General features: G+C 69.0%; 20 protein-coding genes. 11 read left to right on the top strand and 9 right to left on the bottom strand.

All coding sequences use genetic code 11. The features are described 5' to 3' along the window. Nucleotides 1–44: 44 nt before the first annotated feature. On the top strand, nucleotides 45–791 hold the full coding sequence (locus ACLD7X_RS05360; protein ID WP_411422469.1) for a SpoIIAA family protein: 747 nt from the start codon (nucleotides 45–47) through the stop codon (nucleotides 789–791). Nucleotides 792–865: 74 nt separating this feature from the next. On the opposite strand, the gene ACLD7X_RS05355 is transcribed toward ACLD7X_RS05360, so the two are convergent. The 7 genes from ACLD7X_RS05355 to ACLD7X_RS05325 all read right to left on the bottom strand — a co-directional run bounded on the left by ACLD7X_RS05355 (nucleotide 866) and on the right by ACLD7X_RS05325 (nucleotide 7,062). Beyond that, nucleotides 866–1,426 (bottom strand): DUF1543 domain-containing protein, encoded by a 561-nt coding sequence (locus tag ACLD7X_RS05355; protein WP_411422468.1) that lies wholly within the window; start codon nucleotides 1,424–1,426, stop codon nucleotides 866–868. Between the two features lie 5 nt (nucleotides 1,427–1,431). Further along, the gene (locus ACLD7X_RS05350; protein WP_411422467.1) at nucleotides 1,432–1,827 is read right to left on the bottom strand and encodes a L,D-transpeptidase; all 396 of its coding nucleotides are present in this window, start codon (nucleotides 1,825–1,827) and stop codon (nucleotides 1,432–1,434) included. Nucleotides 1,828–1,858: 31 nt separating this feature from the next. Next, on the bottom strand, nucleotides 1,859–3,190 hold the full coding sequence (locus ACLD7X_RS05345) for a SufS family cysteine desulfurase (RefSeq protein WP_411422466.1): 1,332 nt from the start codon (nucleotides 3,188–3,190) through the stop codon (nucleotides 1,859–1,861). Nucleotides 3,191–3,195: 5 nt separating this feature from the next. Further along, on the bottom strand, nucleotides 3,196–4,329 hold the full coding sequence (locus ACLD7X_RS05340; RefSeq protein WP_411422465.1) for a SufB/SufD family protein: 1,134 nt from the start codon (nucleotides 4,327–4,329) through the stop codon (nucleotides 3,196–3,198). Then, nucleotides 4,329–5,144, bottom strand: coding sequence for a Fe-S cluster assembly ATPase SufC (gene sufC, locus ACLD7X_RS05335; RefSeq protein WP_411422464.1), 816 nt, complete (start codon nucleotides 5,142–5,144; stop codon nucleotides 4,329–4,331). Before sufC ends, ACLD7X_RS05340 begins: the two co-directional genes overlap by 1 nt. Before the next feature lie 97 nt (nucleotides 5,145–5,241). Beyond that, entirely contained in the window at nucleotides 5,242–6,681 is a 1,440-nt protein-coding gene (gene sufB / locus ACLD7X_RS05330; RefSeq protein ID WP_411422463.1) for a Fe-S cluster assembly protein SufB, read from the bottom strand. Between the two features lie 18 nt (nucleotides 6,682–6,699). Next, nucleotides 6,700–7,062, bottom strand: a complete 363-nt coding sequence (locus ACLD7X_RS05325; RefSeq protein ID WP_411422462.1) for a ferredoxin-thioredoxin reductase catalytic domain-containing protein — start codon at nucleotides 7,060–7,062, stop codon at nucleotides 6,700–6,702. 265 nt (nucleotides 7,063–7,327) lie between these two features. On the opposite strand from ACLD7X_RS05325, the gene sufR reads away from it, so the two are divergent. Together sufR and ACLD7X_RS05315 are read left to right on the top strand one after the other, a co-directional pair. Then, a complete protein-coding gene (gene sufR, locus ACLD7X_RS05320; RefSeq protein WP_411422461.1) occupies nucleotides 7,328–8,086 on the top strand; it encodes an iron-sulfur cluster biosynthesis transcriptional regulator SufR in 759 nt (252 codons plus the stop codon). Between the two features lie 49 nt (nucleotides 8,087–8,135). Beyond that, entirely contained in the window at nucleotides 8,136–8,531 is a 396-nt protein-coding gene (locus ACLD7X_RS05315) for a hypothetical protein (RefSeq protein ID WP_411422460.1), read from the top strand. Here the strand turns inward: ACLD7X_RS05315 and ACLD7X_RS05310 are convergent. Beyond that, nucleotides 8,528–9,430 (bottom strand): EamA family transporter, encoded by a 903-nt coding sequence (locus ACLD7X_RS05310; RefSeq protein WP_411422459.1) that lies wholly within the window; start codon nucleotides 9,428–9,430, stop codon nucleotides 8,528–8,530. The genes ACLD7X_RS05315 and ACLD7X_RS05310 overlap by 4 nt on opposite strands. A gap of 21 nt (nucleotides 9,431–9,451) precedes the next feature. Between ACLD7X_RS05310 and ACLD7X_RS05305 the strand changes: the two genes are divergently transcribed. From ACLD7X_RS05305 to ACLD7X_RS05270, 8 genes are all read left to right on the top strand, one after another. Beyond that, on the top strand, nucleotides 9,452–10,054 hold the full coding sequence (locus tag ACLD7X_RS05305) for a phycobiliprotein lyase (protein ID WP_411422458.1): 603 nt from the start codon (nucleotides 9,452–9,454) through the stop codon (nucleotides 10,052–10,054). 131 nt (nucleotides 10,055–10,185) lie between these two features. Beyond that, complete coding sequence (locus ACLD7X_RS05300; protein ID WP_411422457.1) at nucleotides 10,186–10,944, top strand: phycobilisome rod-core linker polypeptide; 759 nt, start codon at nucleotides 10,186–10,188, stop codon at nucleotides 10,942–10,944. Nucleotides 10,945–11,120: 176 nt separating this feature from the next. Continuing rightward, the gene (locus tag ACLD7X_RS05295) at nucleotides 11,121–12,212 is read left to right on the top strand and encodes a DUF4912 domain-containing protein (protein WP_411422456.1); all 1,092 of its coding nucleotides are present in this window, start codon (nucleotides 11,121–11,123) and stop codon (nucleotides 12,210–12,212) included. A 47-nt stretch (nucleotides 12,213–12,259) separates the two neighbouring features. Next, nucleotides 12,260–12,433 (top strand): hypothetical protein, encoded by a 174-nt coding sequence (locus ACLD7X_RS05290; RefSeq protein ID WP_411422455.1) that lies wholly within the window; start codon nucleotides 12,260–12,262, stop codon nucleotides 12,431–12,433. A 47-nt stretch (nucleotides 12,434–12,480) separates the two neighbouring features. Continuing rightward, a complete protein-coding gene (locus ACLD7X_RS05285; protein ID WP_411422454.1) occupies nucleotides 12,481–13,929 on the top strand; it encodes a phospholipase D-like domain-containing protein in 1,449 nt (482 codons plus the stop codon). Nucleotides 13,930–13,956: 27 nt separating this feature from the next. Next, the gene (locus ACLD7X_RS05280) at nucleotides 13,957–14,199 is read left to right on the top strand and encodes a hypothetical protein (protein WP_412006979.1); all 243 of its coding nucleotides are present in this window, start codon (nucleotides 13,957–13,959) and stop codon (nucleotides 14,197–14,199) included. A gap of 41 nt (nucleotides 14,200–14,240) precedes the next feature. Further along, the gene (locus ACLD7X_RS05275; protein ID WP_411422452.1) at nucleotides 14,241–15,461 is read left to right on the top strand and encodes an FAD-dependent monooxygenase; all 1,221 of its coding nucleotides are present in this window, start codon (nucleotides 14,241–14,243) and stop codon (nucleotides 15,459–15,461) included. Nucleotides 15,462–15,543: 82 nt separating this feature from the next. After that, entirely contained in the window at nucleotides 15,544–15,987 is a 444-nt protein-coding gene (locus ACLD7X_RS05270) for a hypothetical protein (RefSeq protein ID WP_412006978.1), read from the top strand. Nucleotides 15,988–16,058: 71 nt separating this feature from the next. On the opposite strand, the gene ACLD7X_RS05265 is transcribed toward ACLD7X_RS05270, so the two are convergent. Continuing rightward, a complete protein-coding gene (locus ACLD7X_RS05265; RefSeq protein WP_412006977.1) occupies nucleotides 16,059–16,433 on the bottom strand; it encodes a hypothetical protein in 375 nt (124 codons plus the stop codon). Nucleotides 16,434–16,490 lie beyond the last annotated feature (57 nt).

Genomic DNA, 16,490 nt, shown 5'->3' with positions numbered 1-16,490 from the left:
GCCTTCTTAGTTTGCGAGCAGGGAGTCACGGGAGAGCTGGAACCATGATCGAACAGATCCCCGGTCTGCCGGAAGGCACGGTGGGCTTCCGGCTGCGGGGGCTCGTGCGTGGGGAGGACTACGACAGGGTGCTCGTGCCGCAGATGGAGCGGGCCATCGAGGAACACGACCGCATCAAGGCCCTGTTGTGCTTCGGCCCGGACTTCGAGGGCTACGCCCTCGACGCCGCCTGGGACGACACGCTGCTGGGCCTGCGCCACTGGCAGGGGTTCGAGCGCATCGCCGTGGTGAGTGACGCGCCCTGGCTGCGCACCGCCATCCGAGCCATCGGCGCCCTCCTGCCCTGTCCCGTCAGGCTCTTCCACGACGGGAACGAAGCCGAGGCGCGGCGCTGGTTGGCTGAATCCCTCGGCAGCATCCATCTCACGGAACAGGACGGGGTCGTGCGGGTGCAGCTGATCGGCAGGCTCGAGCCCAGCGCCTACGCCGCGATCGAGGCGGAGATCGACAGCCTGTTCAGCCGGGTGGAGCCGGTGAAGCTGCTGGTCGATCTGCGCGAGTTCGACGGCTGGTCCGGCCTGGCCGCCCTGGGGGAGCACCTCTCACTGGTCAGGGAGCACCGCCGCACCCCACGGCGTGTGGCGGTGCTGGGCCACGCCGGCTGGCAGAAACTGGCCCAGCGGCTGCTTTCCCGGTTCATCGCCGCGGAGACGCGCTATTTCGATGCGGCCCACAGCGAGCAGGCCGATCTCTGGATCCAGGCCGACCTCCACGCCGCGCAGCACGGCTGACGAGGAACTCCGGTCGCCGCTGGGATCAGGCGTCTGCCCAGAGCTCAGAGCACCAGCCCCTGGATCACCAGGTCTCAGATCAAGCGGTAGCCGAACCAGTCCGGCACCAGGGGTTCGCCGCCAAGCTGGGATTCGGGCGTGAGATGCACGTGCAGGGACAGCCCGTCGAAGAGGGACAGCTGATCCACCGTCAGGCAATCATCCACGGCGACCAGATCGTCCCTGTGCCGCTGGCGCACCTGGGCCTGCCAGCGGCGCTTCGCCTGGACCACGGCGGCCTGGGGAGACGGGGCGACCTCCAGGCCGAAGCGGTGCTGCTCCGCCAGCTGGCCGGGGTCATAGCCCCCCAGGTTCACGAAATAGAGGCGCTCGGCTCCAGCCCAGCGCTCCGGCCTGAGCTCCACCCGGTAGCCATCGACGTGGCGCACGGCCACGTAGCTGTCGATATGCAGGCCCCGGCGGGACCCGAACCACTGGCGCCGCAACAGCGGCAGGGTCGCCTCGATCGTGGCACCGGCCACGAAGCGCACGTCGTGGAGCTCGAGGTTGCAGCCCGGCACGCGGCCACCGAGCACCACCAGGAAGAGCTCGGCAGGCGCGCCGGGCGGACGCTCGGGGCATGGTCGACTCCCCATCTCCGCTACGGCCTGATTTCCACAGGCGTGCCCACGGCGGTGCGCTCGAACAGCCAGCGGGCCGTGGCAACGGTGGTTCGGATGCAGCCATGGCTGCGCGGCACGCCGAAACACTGGCCGCCCTGCTCCTGCCAGGGGGCGGGGTGGATGCAGTAGCGGTCGGGGCCGAGACCGGGCCCGCCCAGACACATCACATGGGGCACGCTCTTCACCTGGTAGGTGGCGCCGGTGAGGTCCGTGCTGGCGTACTTGGCCTGGATGTGGAACGCGCCGACCGGCGTGGGGGAAGCGGGGAGACCCGTCGAGACCAGGGCCGAGTACAGCAGCACCTGGCTGGGTCCATAGGCATAGAGCCGCTGCTCGGAGAGATCGATGATCAGCCGGGCGATCAGCTCAAGCATGGGAGGCCCGGAACGCCGGTGGTCAGCACGCTCAGCTGTGTTCGCGCAGGAACCCGATCGTTCCCTGCAGCTCCTCGGCGAAGCGGTCGATCTCCTGGCGCGTGGTGGTGAAGCTCAGACTGGCGCGGGCGGATCCAGGGATGCCGTAGAGGCGGTGCAGGGGCTGGGTGCAGTGATGGCCGCTGCGAATGCAGATGCCGGCTGAATCGAGCAGGGCCGCCAGATCGTTGGCATGGAGGCCGTCCACCGTGAAGGCCGCCAGGGCGCCACGGTCAGGCTGCTGCTCCGGCGTGGGCCCGAGGATACGCACGCCGTCGATGGCGCCGAGCCGGTCGAACAGCTGGCGGGTGAGCTGCTTTTCCCAGCCGCGGATGCGATCCAGCCCGATGGCCTGAAGATAATCCAGGGCCGCACCCAGGCCGATGGCCTCGCCGATGGCCGGCGTTCCCGCCTCGAACTTGTGGGGCAGCTCGGCCCAGCTGCTGTGGTCGAGGTAGACGTCCTGGATCATCTCCCCGCCGCCCAGGAAGGGGGGCATGGCCTCGAGCAGCGCTTCGCGGGCCCAGAGGAAACCCATCCCGGTGGGCCCGCAGAGTTTGTGCGAGCTGCCGACCAGGAAGTCGCAACCGAGCGCCGCCACATTCACCGGCATGTGCGGCAGGCTCTGGCAGGCATCCACCAGCAGCAGAGCACCGGCGGCATGGGCCAGGGGTGCCACCCGTTCGACGGGGTTGAGACAGCCCAGGGTGTTGCTCACCTGCACCAGGCTGACCAGGCGCGTGCGGTCCGTGATCTGGGCCTTGAGGTCCTCCAGGTCGAGTTCCCCCGTAGGGGTGACTCCCGCATGGCGCAGCACACAGCCGGTGCGGGCCGCGAGCAGCTGCCAGGGCACCAGGTTGCTGTGGTGCTCCATGACCGTGAGCAGAACCTCATCGCCTTCGCGCAGGTTGGCGTCGCCCCAGCTGCGCGCCACGAGGTTGATCGCCTCACTGGCGTTGCGGGTGAAGACGATCTCCCGCGGGCTGGCCGCCCCCACGAAGGCCGCGACCTTGGCCCGTGCCGCCTCAAAACCCTCGGTGGCCCGGGCGCTGAGCTGGTGGGCACCCCGGTGCACATTGGCGTTGTCGTGGTCGTAGTAGCGCTGCAGGGCCTCGAGCACCTGGCGGGGCTTCTGACTGGTGGCGGCGTGGTCGAGGTAGATGAGGGGCTGGCCCAGGCAGGCGGTCTGGGCCAGAAGGGGAAAGTCCGGCCGGGTGATGGCGGCCAGATCGTCAACCACCTGGGCGGCTGGGGCGGCGGCATCCGGGATGCCGGCGAGGGAGGGGGCGGTGGAGAGACCGCCGAGCGCGGAGGAGGTGGGCATGGCGTTCAGACCTCCCCCAGCAGGCTCTGGAGCGGACGATGGGGAGCGGCAGCGGCGGGCAGCTCCCGCAGGACCTCATCGCAGAAGCCCCTCTGGAGCAGCGCAGCGGCCTGGGCGGCAGCGATGCCGCGGCTCTGGAGATAGAAGAGCTCGTCACGCTGCAGCCGACTCACGGTGGCTCCGTGGGCGCACTTCACATCGTCGGCGACGATTTCGAGCTCAGGTTTGGTGTCGATCCGCGCCCGGTCGGAGAGCAGGAGGTTGCGGCTCAGCTGGGCCGCGTTGGTCTGCTGGGCAACCCGCGGCACCTGCACGGCGCCGTTGAACACGCTGCGGCCGGAACCATCCGCCACGGCCTTGTGGAGCTGGTCGAGCACACCGGCAGGCCCCTCGAAGCGCACGTGGCTGTGGGTGTCGGCCACCTCCTGACCATCCACCAGCTGCAGACCCCGCAGCTGGGTGTGGGCGGCCCCCTCGAGCTGCACCACACGAGGCTCCTGGCGGATGAGCCCCCAGCCCGAGCTGGCGCTGATCAGGCTGAGCTCACTGCCGGCGGCCTGCCGCACGGCCGTGTGGGCCAGCAGCGTGGATCGGGCGCCCCGCCCCAGGGCCAGGGTGCCCAGCTTCAGACGGCTCTCCGGCCCCATCTCCACTTCGACCACGAGGCTGAGGGCCTGGTCGTCCGTGGCACGGATCACCTGCAGCAACTGGAGATCAGCCCCGGGTTCGAGCACCAGCAGCAGGCGGCGGGCCTGGCAACCGGGCATCGACCCTCCCTCCCAGGGCAGCTCCAGCGTCCAGGTTCCGGCACCGACGCGCAGGGCGAGCGTCGCGGGCCCCAGGCCGGCGTTGAACCGCACGGGCCAGTGGTCCGCGCAGGCGGTGCCGGCGACCGCGCGACCGCGGTGGGTCTCGGCGTCCCCATCCGCCAGGGTGGTGATGCCCGAGGGCAGGTGCGGGGGGATCCAGCCACCATTCTCGCTGGAGGCGACCTGGTGTGGAACGCTCCGCAGGGTGGTGAGATCGGTGAAGCGCCAGTCCTCCTGGCGGCGGCTGGGGAGAGGCGCACCGGCCAGGGCGGCGAGCCAGTCAGCCGACCCCTCGGACACCGGAGCGGTGCGGGGTGTGGTCGCCGTCATCAACCCACCTCCACTGGCTGGCGCCCGGAGTCCGCCTCGAGCCGGGCCAGTTCCTGGTCCACCCAGTCGTAACCGGTGCGTTCCAGCTCGAGGGCGAGCTCCTTGCCGCCACTGCGCAGCAGGCGACCGGACGCCATCACATGGACGTAATCGGGAGTGATCAGATCGAGAAGCCGCTGGTAGTGGGTGATCAGCAGGGTGGCGTTGTCAGGACTGGCAAGGTGGTTGACACCGCCGGCCACGATCCTGAGGGCATCGATATCCAACCCGGAATCGGTCTCATCGAGAATCGCGACAACAGGTTCGAGCAGTGCCATCTGGAGGATCTCGTTGCGCTTCTTCTCGCCGCCGCTGAACCCTTCGTTGACACTCCGCTCCAGAAAGGCCGGGTCCATCTGGACCACGCCCAGACGTTCCTGCACCAGGTCTTCGAAGGCGAAGGTGTCGAGCTCCTCCTGACCCTGGGCAGTGCGGCGGGCGTTGGTGGCCACCCGCAGGAATTCGAGATTGCTGACACCAGGAATCTCCACGGGGTACTGGAATCCGAGAAACACCCCGATGCGGGCGCGATCTTCCGGATCGAGACCCAGCAGATCCGTGCCCCGGTAGCGCATCGTGCCGGCGGTGACGGTGTAAGCCGGATGGCCGGCCAGCACCTTGGAGAGGGTGCTCTTGCCACTGCCGTTGCGCCCCATCACGGCATGGATTTCACCGGCGCGGATGGTGAGGTTCACGCCCTTGAGAATCGGCAGATCATCCACCGAGGCATGCAGATCGGAAATCTCGAGAAGGACCGGGGCGTCGGTGCGGATCACGGGGAGGGGAGACGAGCGGAAGAACGGGGAGACAGGGGTGGATGGCAGGTGAGTGGAGGCAGAACGACGAAGGGCAGCCTGCAGCCGGGGGAGGGTCTTATCCCACCGATCCCTCGAGCTTGAGGGCGAGCAGCTTGTCGGCTTCGGCGGCGAACTCCATGGGCAACTGGTTGAAGACGTCCCGACAGAAACCACTGACCATCATCGACACCGCCTCTTCAAAGCCAATGCCACGGCTCTGCAGATAGAACAGCTGATCGGCCGAGATCCGGCAGGTGCTGGCCTCGTGCTCCACGGCGGCATCGGGCTGCTGGGAGCGGATGTAGGGGTAGGTGTTCGCCGCCGCCTCGTCCCCGATCAGCATGGAGTCGCACTGGCTGTAATTGCGGGCGCCAACGGCTTTGGGGCCGATCTGCACCTGGCCGCGATAACTGTTGGAGGAGTGACCGGCGCTGATGCCCTTGCTGACGATCGTGGAGCGGGTACGGGGGCCGACATGAACCATCTTGGTTCCGGTATCCGCCTGCTGCCTGTTGTTGGTCAAGGCAACGGAATAGAATTCCCCAACCGAATCAGCTCCTTGCAGGACGCAGCTGGGATACTTCCACGTGATCGCTGAGCCAGTTTCCACCTGGGTCCAGCTGATCTTGCTGCGATCACCTCGGCAATGGCCCCGCTTGGTCACGAAGTTGTAGATGCCGCCGACGCCATTTTCGTCGCCCGCATACCAATTTTGAACTGTTGAGTACTTGATCGAGGCATCGTCCAGCGCGACGAGCTCAACGACGGCAGCATGGAGCTGATTGGTGTCGAACATCGGGGCCGTACAGCCTTCCAGGTAGCTCACGGAGGCGCCCTCCTCAGCCACGATCAAGGTGCGCTCGAACTGACCGGTGTCGCCGGAATTGATGCGGAAATAGGTGGAGAGCTCCATCGGACATTCCACACCTTTGGGGATGAACACGAAGGAGCCGTCGCTGAACACTGCCGAATTCAGCGCCGCAAAGAAGTTGTCATTGGTTGGGACGACTGTCCCTAGGTAGGCCTCGACGAGATGGGGATGCTCCCGGACCGCTTCACTGATGGAGCAGAAGATCACCCCATGCTCGGCCAGCTGCTCCTTGAAGGTGGTGGCGATCGAAACGCTGTCAAAGACCGCATCCACAGCCACGTTGGAGAGGCGCTTCTGTTCACTCAGGGGGATGCCCAGCTTGTCGAAGGTTTCGAGCAGCTTGGGATCGACCTCGTCCAGGCTCGATTTCTTCTCCTGCTGGCGCGGAGCGGCGTAGTAGATGATCTCCTGATAGTCGATGGGCGGATAGGCCAGCGCCGCCCAATCAGGCTCCTTCATCTGTTGCCATTGCCTGTAGGCACGCAGCCGAAACTGAAGCAGGAAGTCGGGTTCCTGCTTTTTAGAGGAAATCAACCGAACCACATCCTCACTGAGGCCCTTGGCGATCTTTTCGGTTTCAATATCCGTGACGAAACCGTACTTGTACGGCTGCGAAACCAGATCACCAACGGTGGCAGTGGACATGGCGGTGAGACGACTGGATCAGCCGGCGGTTAGGGATTTGACTTCATCGAGAGCGATGGTCTGCTTCTCGCAGCGGAACGGGTTGTCCTCCGTCAGGAAGAGCATGCAGTGGCATTCCTTGCGCTCCCGCATGGGCACACAGGGACAGTTCCAGAAGGCCTGAGCCACTTCGGCCTGCTTGTCTTCGTAGTGACGGCAGGGGCAGAGGGCTCCACCCAGTTCGTCCTTGTGCCGGGCCAGGCCCTCGAGCACCACGGCGGTCACACCCGGATCACTGCAGAAAAAGGTGCCGGTGCGCTGGGCATAGGTTTCGGCGAACTTGCGGATCACCTCCAGGCTCTCGGAACTGGGTGTGGGATTGCTCGCAGCGGGGTCGGCCATGGCTGAGGGTGGGCTCTGCAGAGGGCGGGAACACTGAACTGACTGGGCCTGGGTTCCGGCCTGGGATGGGGGCTGCCAGCATGGAAACCGCTGGGCAGGCCATCGCAGGGCGGAGTTACGAAACCAGAAAGTTTCGTTACCCGAAGCCTAGGGCACCGGTCCGACGCCTGGGGGAACGGCCATTGTGCCGTCCTGGGGTGGCCCTCCCACCCCGATCCCCAATCACCCGGGGGACGTGGCATCGTGTGAGAGCCAGGTGTCGGTCATGTCTTCAACCATCGACTCCCACACCCGAGCAGTCACCACGCCCGGTCCGCAGCAGACCGGCAGCCAACACGGCAGCCCACGGCCAGCGACTCCTGAGGAAGCAGGCCAAACGGCCTCGTCACCGGCCCCCTCCACCACCCGCCAGGCGGCCCTGACCCTCCTCCTGCGCGAGGGTGAAACCACCGCGGCGGCCCTGGCCAGCGAGCTCGGGGTCTCCGTTCAGGTGATGCGTCGCCACCTGCGGGCCCTGGAAGAGGAAGGCCTGGTCCAGTCGATGCCGGCCGCGGCCGGACCGGGGCGTCCGATCAACCGCTGGCACCTGACAGCCCGGGGCCAGGCCCATTTCCCGGATGGCAGCGAAGCGTTCGCCCTCGGACTGCTCCAGTCGATGGCGAGCGCCCTCCCGCCGGAAACCATCCAGGTGCTGCTCATGCAGCAAGGCGCCCAGAAGGCCCGCACCTACCGTCAGCATGTGGGGGACGGCAGCCTGCAGCAGCGGCTCGAGCGTCTGGTGGAACTGCGACGCCGGGAGGGTTATGTCGCCGAGTGCTGCCCGCATCCCGACGGCCACTCCTGGGTGATCCAGGAGTTCCACTGCTCCGTGATGCGCATCGCCGAGCAGTTTCCCTGTGTCTGCGATCAGGAGCTGCAGCTGATCCGCGCGACCTTCCCGGACTGCGAGGTGGAGCGGATCCACTGGCGGCTCGAGCAGGGCCACTCCTGCGGCTTCCGACTGCAGCCCCAACCGCCCCCGTGAAGCCGCCCGGGCCCGCCGGCAGGATGGCCGGGGTGGGAAGGACAGCGCGATGAGCGACAGCAGATCCCCGGCTGATTCGGCCCACGGCCCGCTCACGCCCAGCGAACTCGCCGAGCTTGAGTCCACCCTGCTGCCGGCGCTTGAGCGTCACCATCTCCGGCTGCTGGCCCATGCCCTGCGCACCCTGCAGACGATCGCCGGACGGGAGCAGGGGGCTCCGCCCACCCCGGCGGATCTGGCGGGCTGGGCCGCGAGCCAGCCGGACCTCGCCGGGGATCCTGCCTTTACGAGGGTCTTCCTGGAGCAGCTGGAGGGTGCGGGGAGCCAGCTGGCCGCGATCGCGGCAGGACTGGCCACGTCGGCCCTCGCCCTCGAGCTCAGCCAGCTGTGTGGCTGGGCCCGGAATCAGGCCGATACCCGGCTGCGGCGGGACTCCGGGATCTAGCGGACCAGAAGCGTCACCCCCGTCAGGGCGGCACAGGCGGCCATCCAGCCCACCCAGCTGACCCGGTCCCCCTCCAGGGGAGCCAGCAGGGCGGCCATCACCGGCGAGGTGGCCAGCAGGCCAACCGCCAGCCCGGCTGGAAGACGGCTCAGCGCCAGCTGCTGCAGCACGATGCCGGCGCTGGTACCCAGCAGAGTCGCCATCAGAACCCTGGGCCAGCGCCGCTGGGCGGGCCGGGGACCGGAGCGCCAGCGGCGCAGCCCGGGCAGCAGCCCCGGCAGCAACGGCGAGAGGGTGAGGCAGGCCGCCGCCAGTCGGATCGTGGCGGCCTGAAGCGCCGAGATCGCCCCGTCCTGCAGGGCCGCCCGGGCCAGCAGCGCACCGCCGCTGCCGCAGGCGAGGGCGGCGAGGGCCAGCAGCAGGCCGAGGCGCTGTGGACCGGCGTCGGCCGGGTCCGGCGTGCGCTGACGCGCGACCAGCACCAGCGCCAGGCTGATCAGGGCGATACCGCCCCACTGCCCCGGGCCGGGGACCTCCCCAAGCCAGAGGCTGCCCGCCGCGCTGGCCACGGCCGGTCCCCCCGCCTCCAGGGTGAGGGTCCGGCGGGTGCCGAGCCTGCGCAGGGCGGCAAAGAAGAGGCTGTCCCCGGCGGCGATCCCCACCACGCCGCTGGCGACCAGCAGGACCATCGCCGCAGGAGCCGGTCGCCCCGTCGCGAGACCGGCCGGACCGACCAGCATCCCCAGGGCCAGCAGATTCTTCAGCAGGTTCAGCTGGAGTGCTCCCAGGGAGGTGGGCAGCCGGCGCCAGAGGCCACTGGCCAGGGTCCAGCAGAGCGCCGCCGCCAGGGCCGCTGCCACGCCGATCGCCACCACGCCCGCCCCGTGCCTTGCGATCATCGCCACAGCTGCAGCCCGACCGTGTCCGAGGCCATCGCCGATGCCATCAGCTTCTTCCGGCTGAGCTGCGGCCGCTGGCGCTCCCAGCGCAGCAGCCACCATCTGCTGCATCGACGGGCCGAGGCCGGCGGTTCCTGGATCGAGGTGGCGGAGCTGGCCGCGGACCATCCGCGCCTGATCGCCATCGCCGAACTCCACGGCCAGTCCCCGGCGGCCCTGGTGGGGGGATGCCGGGTCACCTGGAACGCCTCGATGGCGTGGGACCAGGCCGGTGAGGCCCATGAAGGGGAGAGCGTCTTCGGCCTGATCCCCACCGACGCCAGCGGACGGGAGGGGCTGCTGCTGCGCGACCGGGGCTACGCGGAGACCGCGCCGGTGGCGGGCCGCTTCGCCATGGACGAGCGCGACGGGCTGCTGCTCACCACCAGCTACGAGACGATGGACAGCCTGGAGCGCTTCAGCTTCGCAGGGCCGAACGTAAGGCTGCGCACCAGCACGGTGGAGGGCCTGTCCAACACCGCCTCGTTCTGTGTGGAGACCCGGGTGCTGGAGACACCGGGCCCAGGCGCCACCGCAGCGGGAGCCCAGGCCACCGACGCGCCCCTCTCCCCACTGGGTTGGTGACCGGGCGTGGGGCCACCACCGCCAGGGGTGAGGCGGCGGAAGCGTGTTACGGACTGTGAGCCCTGCCCGGAGGTGGTCAGCCCAGCCCCGGGCGCACTTCTACGATCCCTGGCGACGGTTGCTGAACTCGCGTGGCCCTGCCCCTCCTGAAGTACGCGCCCACCACTCAGAACGCGCGGGTCCGCGCGCTGCGGGTGGGCTCGGATGAGGATCCCAAGGCCGTGTCCATGGACAAAGCCATGGACCGCGAAGATCAGAATTTCGTGATCGAAGCGGCCTACCGGCAGATCTTCTTCCATGCCTTCAAGGTCGACCGCGACCGCACCCTGGAGTGCCAGCTGCGCGACGGTCAGATCACGGTGCGGGATTTCATCCGCTCCCTCTGCCTGTCGGACACCTTCACCCGCAGCTTCTACAACCTCAACAGCAACTACCGGGTCGCGCGCCACCTGGTGGAGAAGCTGCTGGGCCGTCCCACCCACGGCAAATCCGAGGAGATTGCCTGGTCGGCCGTGCTGATGACCCGCGGAGTCAAGGGCATGGTGGATGACATCCTCGACTCCCAGGAGTACCTGGAGGCCTTCGGTTACGACGGCGTGCCCTACCACCGCAACCGTGTGGTGGGCAGCCGCGACCTGGGCGAGACCCCCTTCAACCTCACCAGCCCCCGCTACGACGCCTACTACCGCAGCATCCTGGGCTTCCCCCAGGTCGTCTACACCGGTACGGCCAAGGTCTACCCCGAGCGCTCCCGCCAGCGCCGCGGCGGCTTCCCCGAGGACTACCTGCCCTGGGTGCGCAGCCTGCCCGCCATGCGTGCCACCAGCGCCTCCTCCAGCGCCGACATCAATTACATGGCCAAGGTTCCCTACCGGAGCATCGGGCGCTGAGACAGCCCCCACCCGAACCACCCATGGCAATCCCAGGCGGCCCCAAGGCCGCCTTTTTTGTTTCCGCAACCGCCGCCCCCGGGGGGTGACGCCCCGAGCCCCAGGCAGTCAGAGGATGCTGACCCCGGGGAGCAAGGCCGATCGGTTTGGCGAAAAGTGCTTCACACTGATCCCAAATGAAATCTTTCGCTGTGAGCCAGGCCCTGACCGCGTTGGCCAAGATGACCTTGAGGCAGCTGCGCCAGGTTGCCAGCGACCTTGGCGTGAGCCTTTACAGCCGCAAGTCCAAGGACGAGCTGGTGAGTGAGATCACCTCTCGCAAGCAGCCCGATGAGCTTTCGCTGGAAGCGATTGAAGCCGAGATGGCGCCGGCTCCCCGCCCGATGGCCGAGACCAGCGTGGTGTTTCTGCCCCGTGATCCCCAGTGGGCCTATGTGTTCTGGGACATCGCCGAGGACGATCGAGCCGAGGCCCTAGCGGCAGGTGCCAGCCAGCTGTGCCTCAGGGTCGCCGATGTGACCGGCCTCTCCGGCGGCTCGGCGCACCCCCACACCCTCCAGGAGGTGGTGGTCGACAGCCATGCCACCGAGTGGTACCTGCCCGTGCCGCTCAGCGATCGCGACTACCGGGTCGAACTCGGCTACCGCAAGGCCAATGGCGGCGGCTGGATCTCCCTGGCGTTCTCTTCGGTGGCCCGGGTCCCGGCCCTCCACCCCAGCGAGCAGATCCTCGATCAGTTCGTTCCCTTCTCCCTGGAGACCGCTCCGGCCACGGCCCCCGTGCCGACCACCATGGAGCCTCCGGGCGATACGGGCCTGCACGAGCGCCTCTACCAGACCGCCACATCCCAGTGGCGCCGGATCAGCCGGGGTTCTGAGGCCTTCCACGAACTCGACAGCAGCCTGCTGGAAGACTCCGAGCGCAGTGCATCCGGCATCGGCATCTGGGCCAGCGGCCGGAGCGACTCCGGCATCGGTGGGGTGGCCCCGCGACAGCGCTCCTTCTGGCTGGTGGCCGACGCGGAGCTGATCGTCTACGGCGCCACCGACCCCGCGGCCAAGCTGAGCATCGGTGGGGAGGATGTGCCCCTTTCGTCCGACGGAACCTTCCGCGTTCAGGTTCCCTTCCGGGACGGACGCCAGCTCTATCCCATCGAGGCCGTGGCGGCCGACGGGATCCAGAAGCGGAACATCACCCTGGAGTTCAGCCGCAACACCCCGGAAGACAACAGCAATCCCGCGGACAAGGCGATCGCCGAGTGGTTCTGAACACCTCCCCAGCCCCGTCACCCCCTGCCGCTTCGCCACCTGTCACGATGCGACGCCTCGTTGCCATCACCCCCCTGGCCGGTGCCCTCGCCTTCCCGCTGGTGGTGCCCCTCGTGCTCCGCTGGGTCGGCCTGCCTGCCGCGGTGCTGACGGCTGTCGTGGTGGGCACCCTCTGGTTCGTGCTGATGTTGCGCACGGCTGAGATGCCCAGCCACGACTGAGTCGGCCGGGCTGCGGCAACACTCCAGACAGTGCGTGTCAGCCGCCCGTGGGAGTCCAGCCTCTGTCCGCCGGCCCTGGCCACCGGATTCGGCCGCGCCTGCTGGGTGGGCCGAGCCTGCTGGGTGCCGTTCTTCTTGCCGGCCTTGTGCAGGGGTGCAGCGCCACGGCTCAGCTGCTCGGGCAGGGACCGCGGCCGCTGCCGCTGCCGGCGGGGATCGAGCTGGCCTTCAACCACCGGCTCGGCCCGCGCTACCGCAGCCCGATCGACGGGCAGTGGCGTCAGGGCGATGACCTCGAGGCCTTCCTGCTCGAGAGCATCAACGCGGCCCGGGAGGAAATCCTGGTGGCCGTTCAGGAGCTCTCCCTTCCCAGGGTCGCGGAGGCGCTAGTGGCACGCCATCGGCAGGGGCTCCGGGTTCAGGTGGTGCTTGAAAACACCTACAGCGCCCCGTGGTCCGAGGCCCATCCGGCCGATCTGGCCCCCCACCAACGCCACCGGCAGGCCCAGCTGCAGGCGCTGGGTTGGGGCGATGCGGTGGCGATCCTGCGGGCCGGTGGCGTCCCGATGCTCGATGACACCGCGGACGGCAGCGCCGGCAGCGGCCTGATGCACCACAAGTTCGTCGTCATCGACCGCCGGGTGGTGGTGACGGGATCGGCCAATTTCACCGCGTCCGGCATCCACGGCGATCCCGACGATCCGCGCAGCCGGGGCAACGTCAACCACCTGCTGCGGCTCACCAGCCCGGAGCTGGCGGCCTTGTTCATCGAGGAGTTCGCGCGGCTCTGGGGGGATGGGCCCGGCGGGGCCAGCGACAGCCGCTTCGGGCTGGCCAAGCACAACCCCGGACTGAAGACGGTGCGGATCGGCGGGACCTCCGTCGGGGTGCTGTTCGCTCCCCATCGCCGCAGCGACCCCAACCATGGGCTGGCCCTGCTCCGCAGCCTGCTGGAGCAGACCCACGCGCAGGCGGATCTGGCGCTCTTCGTGTTCTCGGACCAGCGGCTGGCCGAGGCCCTGGGCGCACTGCAGCAGCGGGGCGGGACAGTCCGGCTGCTCGCCGACCCTGGTTTCGCCACCCGGTCCTTCAGCGAGGTGCTGGATCTGCTGGGTGTGGCGCTGCCCGACCACCGCTGCGGCCTGGAGGCCGGCAATGCTCCCCTAAAGCAGCCGCTCGAGGGGGTCGGCACACCGCGGCTGGCGGGGGGGGACAAGCTCCATCACAAGATGGCCGTGCTGGACCACAGGCGCGTCATCACCGGATCGTTCAACTGGAGTCCGAGCGCGGCGCACCAGAACGACGAGACCCTGCTGGTGATCGACTCCCCCCTGGTGGCCGCCCACTTCACCGGCGAGATCGACCGGCTGTGGAAGGGGGCGGAGCTCGGCATCACGGCCCGGCTGGCACGCAAGCAGGAGCGCCAGCGGCTCCGCTGTGGCAGTGGGCGGCTCCGACCCGCCCCCGCCAAGGGCCCCATCGATGCCGCCACCTAGGATCAACGCTGCCAAGGCGTGGTGCCGATGGACTCGCGATCCGCCTCCCCGACTGAATCGGCCACCCTGGATGCCATCCAGTTGATGCTGCGCGACCTGAACACCCGGCACGACGAGATCCGTCACAGGGCCGCCTTCCGCGGATGCACCCGCGAACTGCTGGAGGTGCAGCAGGAGCTGGTCGATTACCTGCTCACCAAGAAGAGCCAGCTGATGGGACAGAGCGAGAGCGAGAGCCTGATCAACCGCAACTACAACGCGTTCCTCTGATCGCAGCGTCCACGCCCCCCCGCGCCGCTGCCGCGGCCACCGTGCTGATCGTGGGAGCCGGTCCGGCCGGGGCCGGCCTGGCCCTGCTCCTCGCCCGCCGGGGTGTCCGCGTCACCCTGATCGAAGCCAGCACGCGGATGGATCGCCAGTTCCGCGGTGAGGCGCTGATGCCCCACGGCCTGGCCGCCCTGGAGGCCATGGGGCTGACCACCTTGGTGGAGAGCCTGCCCCATCGCGCCCTGGCCGGATGGCGGTTCGTGCTCGATGGCGGGGACCTGTTCCGGATCGCCGAGCCACTGGAAGGTCCGGGCGAACCCGCCTGCACCCTGGTGAGCCAGCCAGCCCTGCTGCAGGCCCTGCTGCTGGAACTGCAGCGCCATCCCTCGGCCACCGTGCTGCTGGGGCATCGCGTCAACGGTCTCTGCCGGCAGGCTCAACGGATCGTGGGGGTCCAGCTGGCCGACGGCAGCGAGCTCCGGGCTGAACTCGTGGTGGGCTGCGACGGCCGCCACTCCACGCTGCGGCAGCAGGCCGGCCTCGCCCTCGCCCCAGGCGGCGGAGAGATCGGCGTGCTGTGGTTCCGGCTGCCGGCCCAGGGGCCCGACCCATTGGGCGGCGACTTCCTGACCGCGGTGGGTGAGCAGGGAATCTTCAGTGCCTTCGCCAGCGCCAGCGGGGCGATGCAGCTGGGCTGGGTGCCGGAGGGGGGCGGCCTTGGTGACGCCGGCGCGGGGACTGGCTGGCTGGAACGCCTGGCCGGCCAGTCCCCCCCGGAGCTGGCCCTGTGGCTGCGACAGCACTCGGGGGACATGCCGGATCCGGTGCGCCTGCAGGTGAGCGTGGGGCTGGCCGAGCGCTGGTGGTGTCCCGGCCTGTTGCTGCTCGGTGATGCAGCCCACCCGATGAGTCCCGTGCGGGCCCAGGGCATCAACCTCGCCCTGCGGGATGCCTGGCTGGCGGGTCAACTGCTGCTGGAGGTGCTCCAGCAGGCCCCGGATGCTGAGGCCCCGGATGCTGAGGCCATGGATCCTGAGGCCATCGATGCCGTCCTGGCCCGCATCGAAGCCCGGCGGCGTCCCGAAGTGGTCACCGTGCAGCGCCTCCAGGCCCGGGAAACCAGCCGCGGCCTGCTGCTGCGCCGGCACGCCTGGCTGCGCCGGGGGCTGATCGCCGCCGCACCATGGCTGGCCCCCGCCCTGGCTGCCCACTGGCGTCACAGCCAGCACCAGCTTCGCCAGGGCACCGGGCCCCTGGGGGGCTGACGGGCGTGCCGTGGGTTCTCTCTCGCCAGGAGCGCAGCGGTGGAGCCGCTACCGCAATGATGGAGAGACGTCCGGCCCCTCCATGGTTCCCATGCAACGCCACGTCGCCCTGCCTCTCCTGATGTTGGCCAGCCTCGGCGGCCTCGCCGTGTCCGCACCGGCGGTGGTGATCGCCAAGGAGCCGCAGTACCCCAGCGAGGAGCTGCTGCGAAGGCTGCAACTCGACACCATTGCCTGCGGACGGGACAACCGCCGCGAGGACTGCGACAAGTCCCGGACCACCGCCGACCCCATGCTCGACAATCCCCTGCTGAGCGGCAGCTGCAAGGACGCCCTCTGGACGATCGGCCAACAGGCCGTGGTGGCGAGCCGCAATGACTTTGCCCGGCGGGACGCGCTGACCGATGCCGCCAACGACATGGTCCGCTTCTGCCGCCGTCAGACCACACCCGTGAAACCCGGCTCCGCGTCCCCCTCCGGAGACAAGCGCAGGCCGGGCGGTTTCGGTCTGGTGCCGGGGTCGTGAAGAGGCCGTCCTGAAAACAGGAACGCCTGGAGGCGGAAGGGCCCGCGGATCGGACCGGAGCGGGGCAACGATCAGCGCTCCGCCGCCGCCCTCTCGGCGGCCGCCGGAGCAGCGGACATCAGCTGCAGCAGGTCCCGGGCGGTCGCATCCATGAACTCCAGGGACCAGCCCATCTGGACGACCGCCGTGTCCGCCAGGTTGCACAGGCCGTTGCGCTCACCGGAGGCGGCGCAGCTGGCCGAGAGGCCCAGCAGGGCATTGGTGAGCTTGCCGCGAAGGCAGGTCTCGGTGCCACGCCTGCCGAGCACCGCCTCGGCAGCCTTGCGGGTGCGCTCCACCGACTCGCCGTAGGGCCTGGCCTTGGGGCCGCCCATGATGGCGGCCTCCACCCCGGGAGCGCCCAGGACCACCAGAAGCAGAGCCAGAGGGAGGGAGCGGGTGATCAAGACGAAGCTGGGATGCTGCATCGAAGCTAGCCAGCCTGCCCTGGCTTGCCCACCGGG

Origin of the sequence: Aphanothece microscopica RSMan92 (assembly GCF_046613545.2) — a bacterium.
GTDB lineage: Bacteria > Cyanobacteriota > Cyanobacteriia > PCC-6307 > Cyanobiaceae > NIES-981.
Note: the sequence above shows the minus strand (reverse complement) of the source record. Positions and strands in the feature narration are given on the sequence as shown.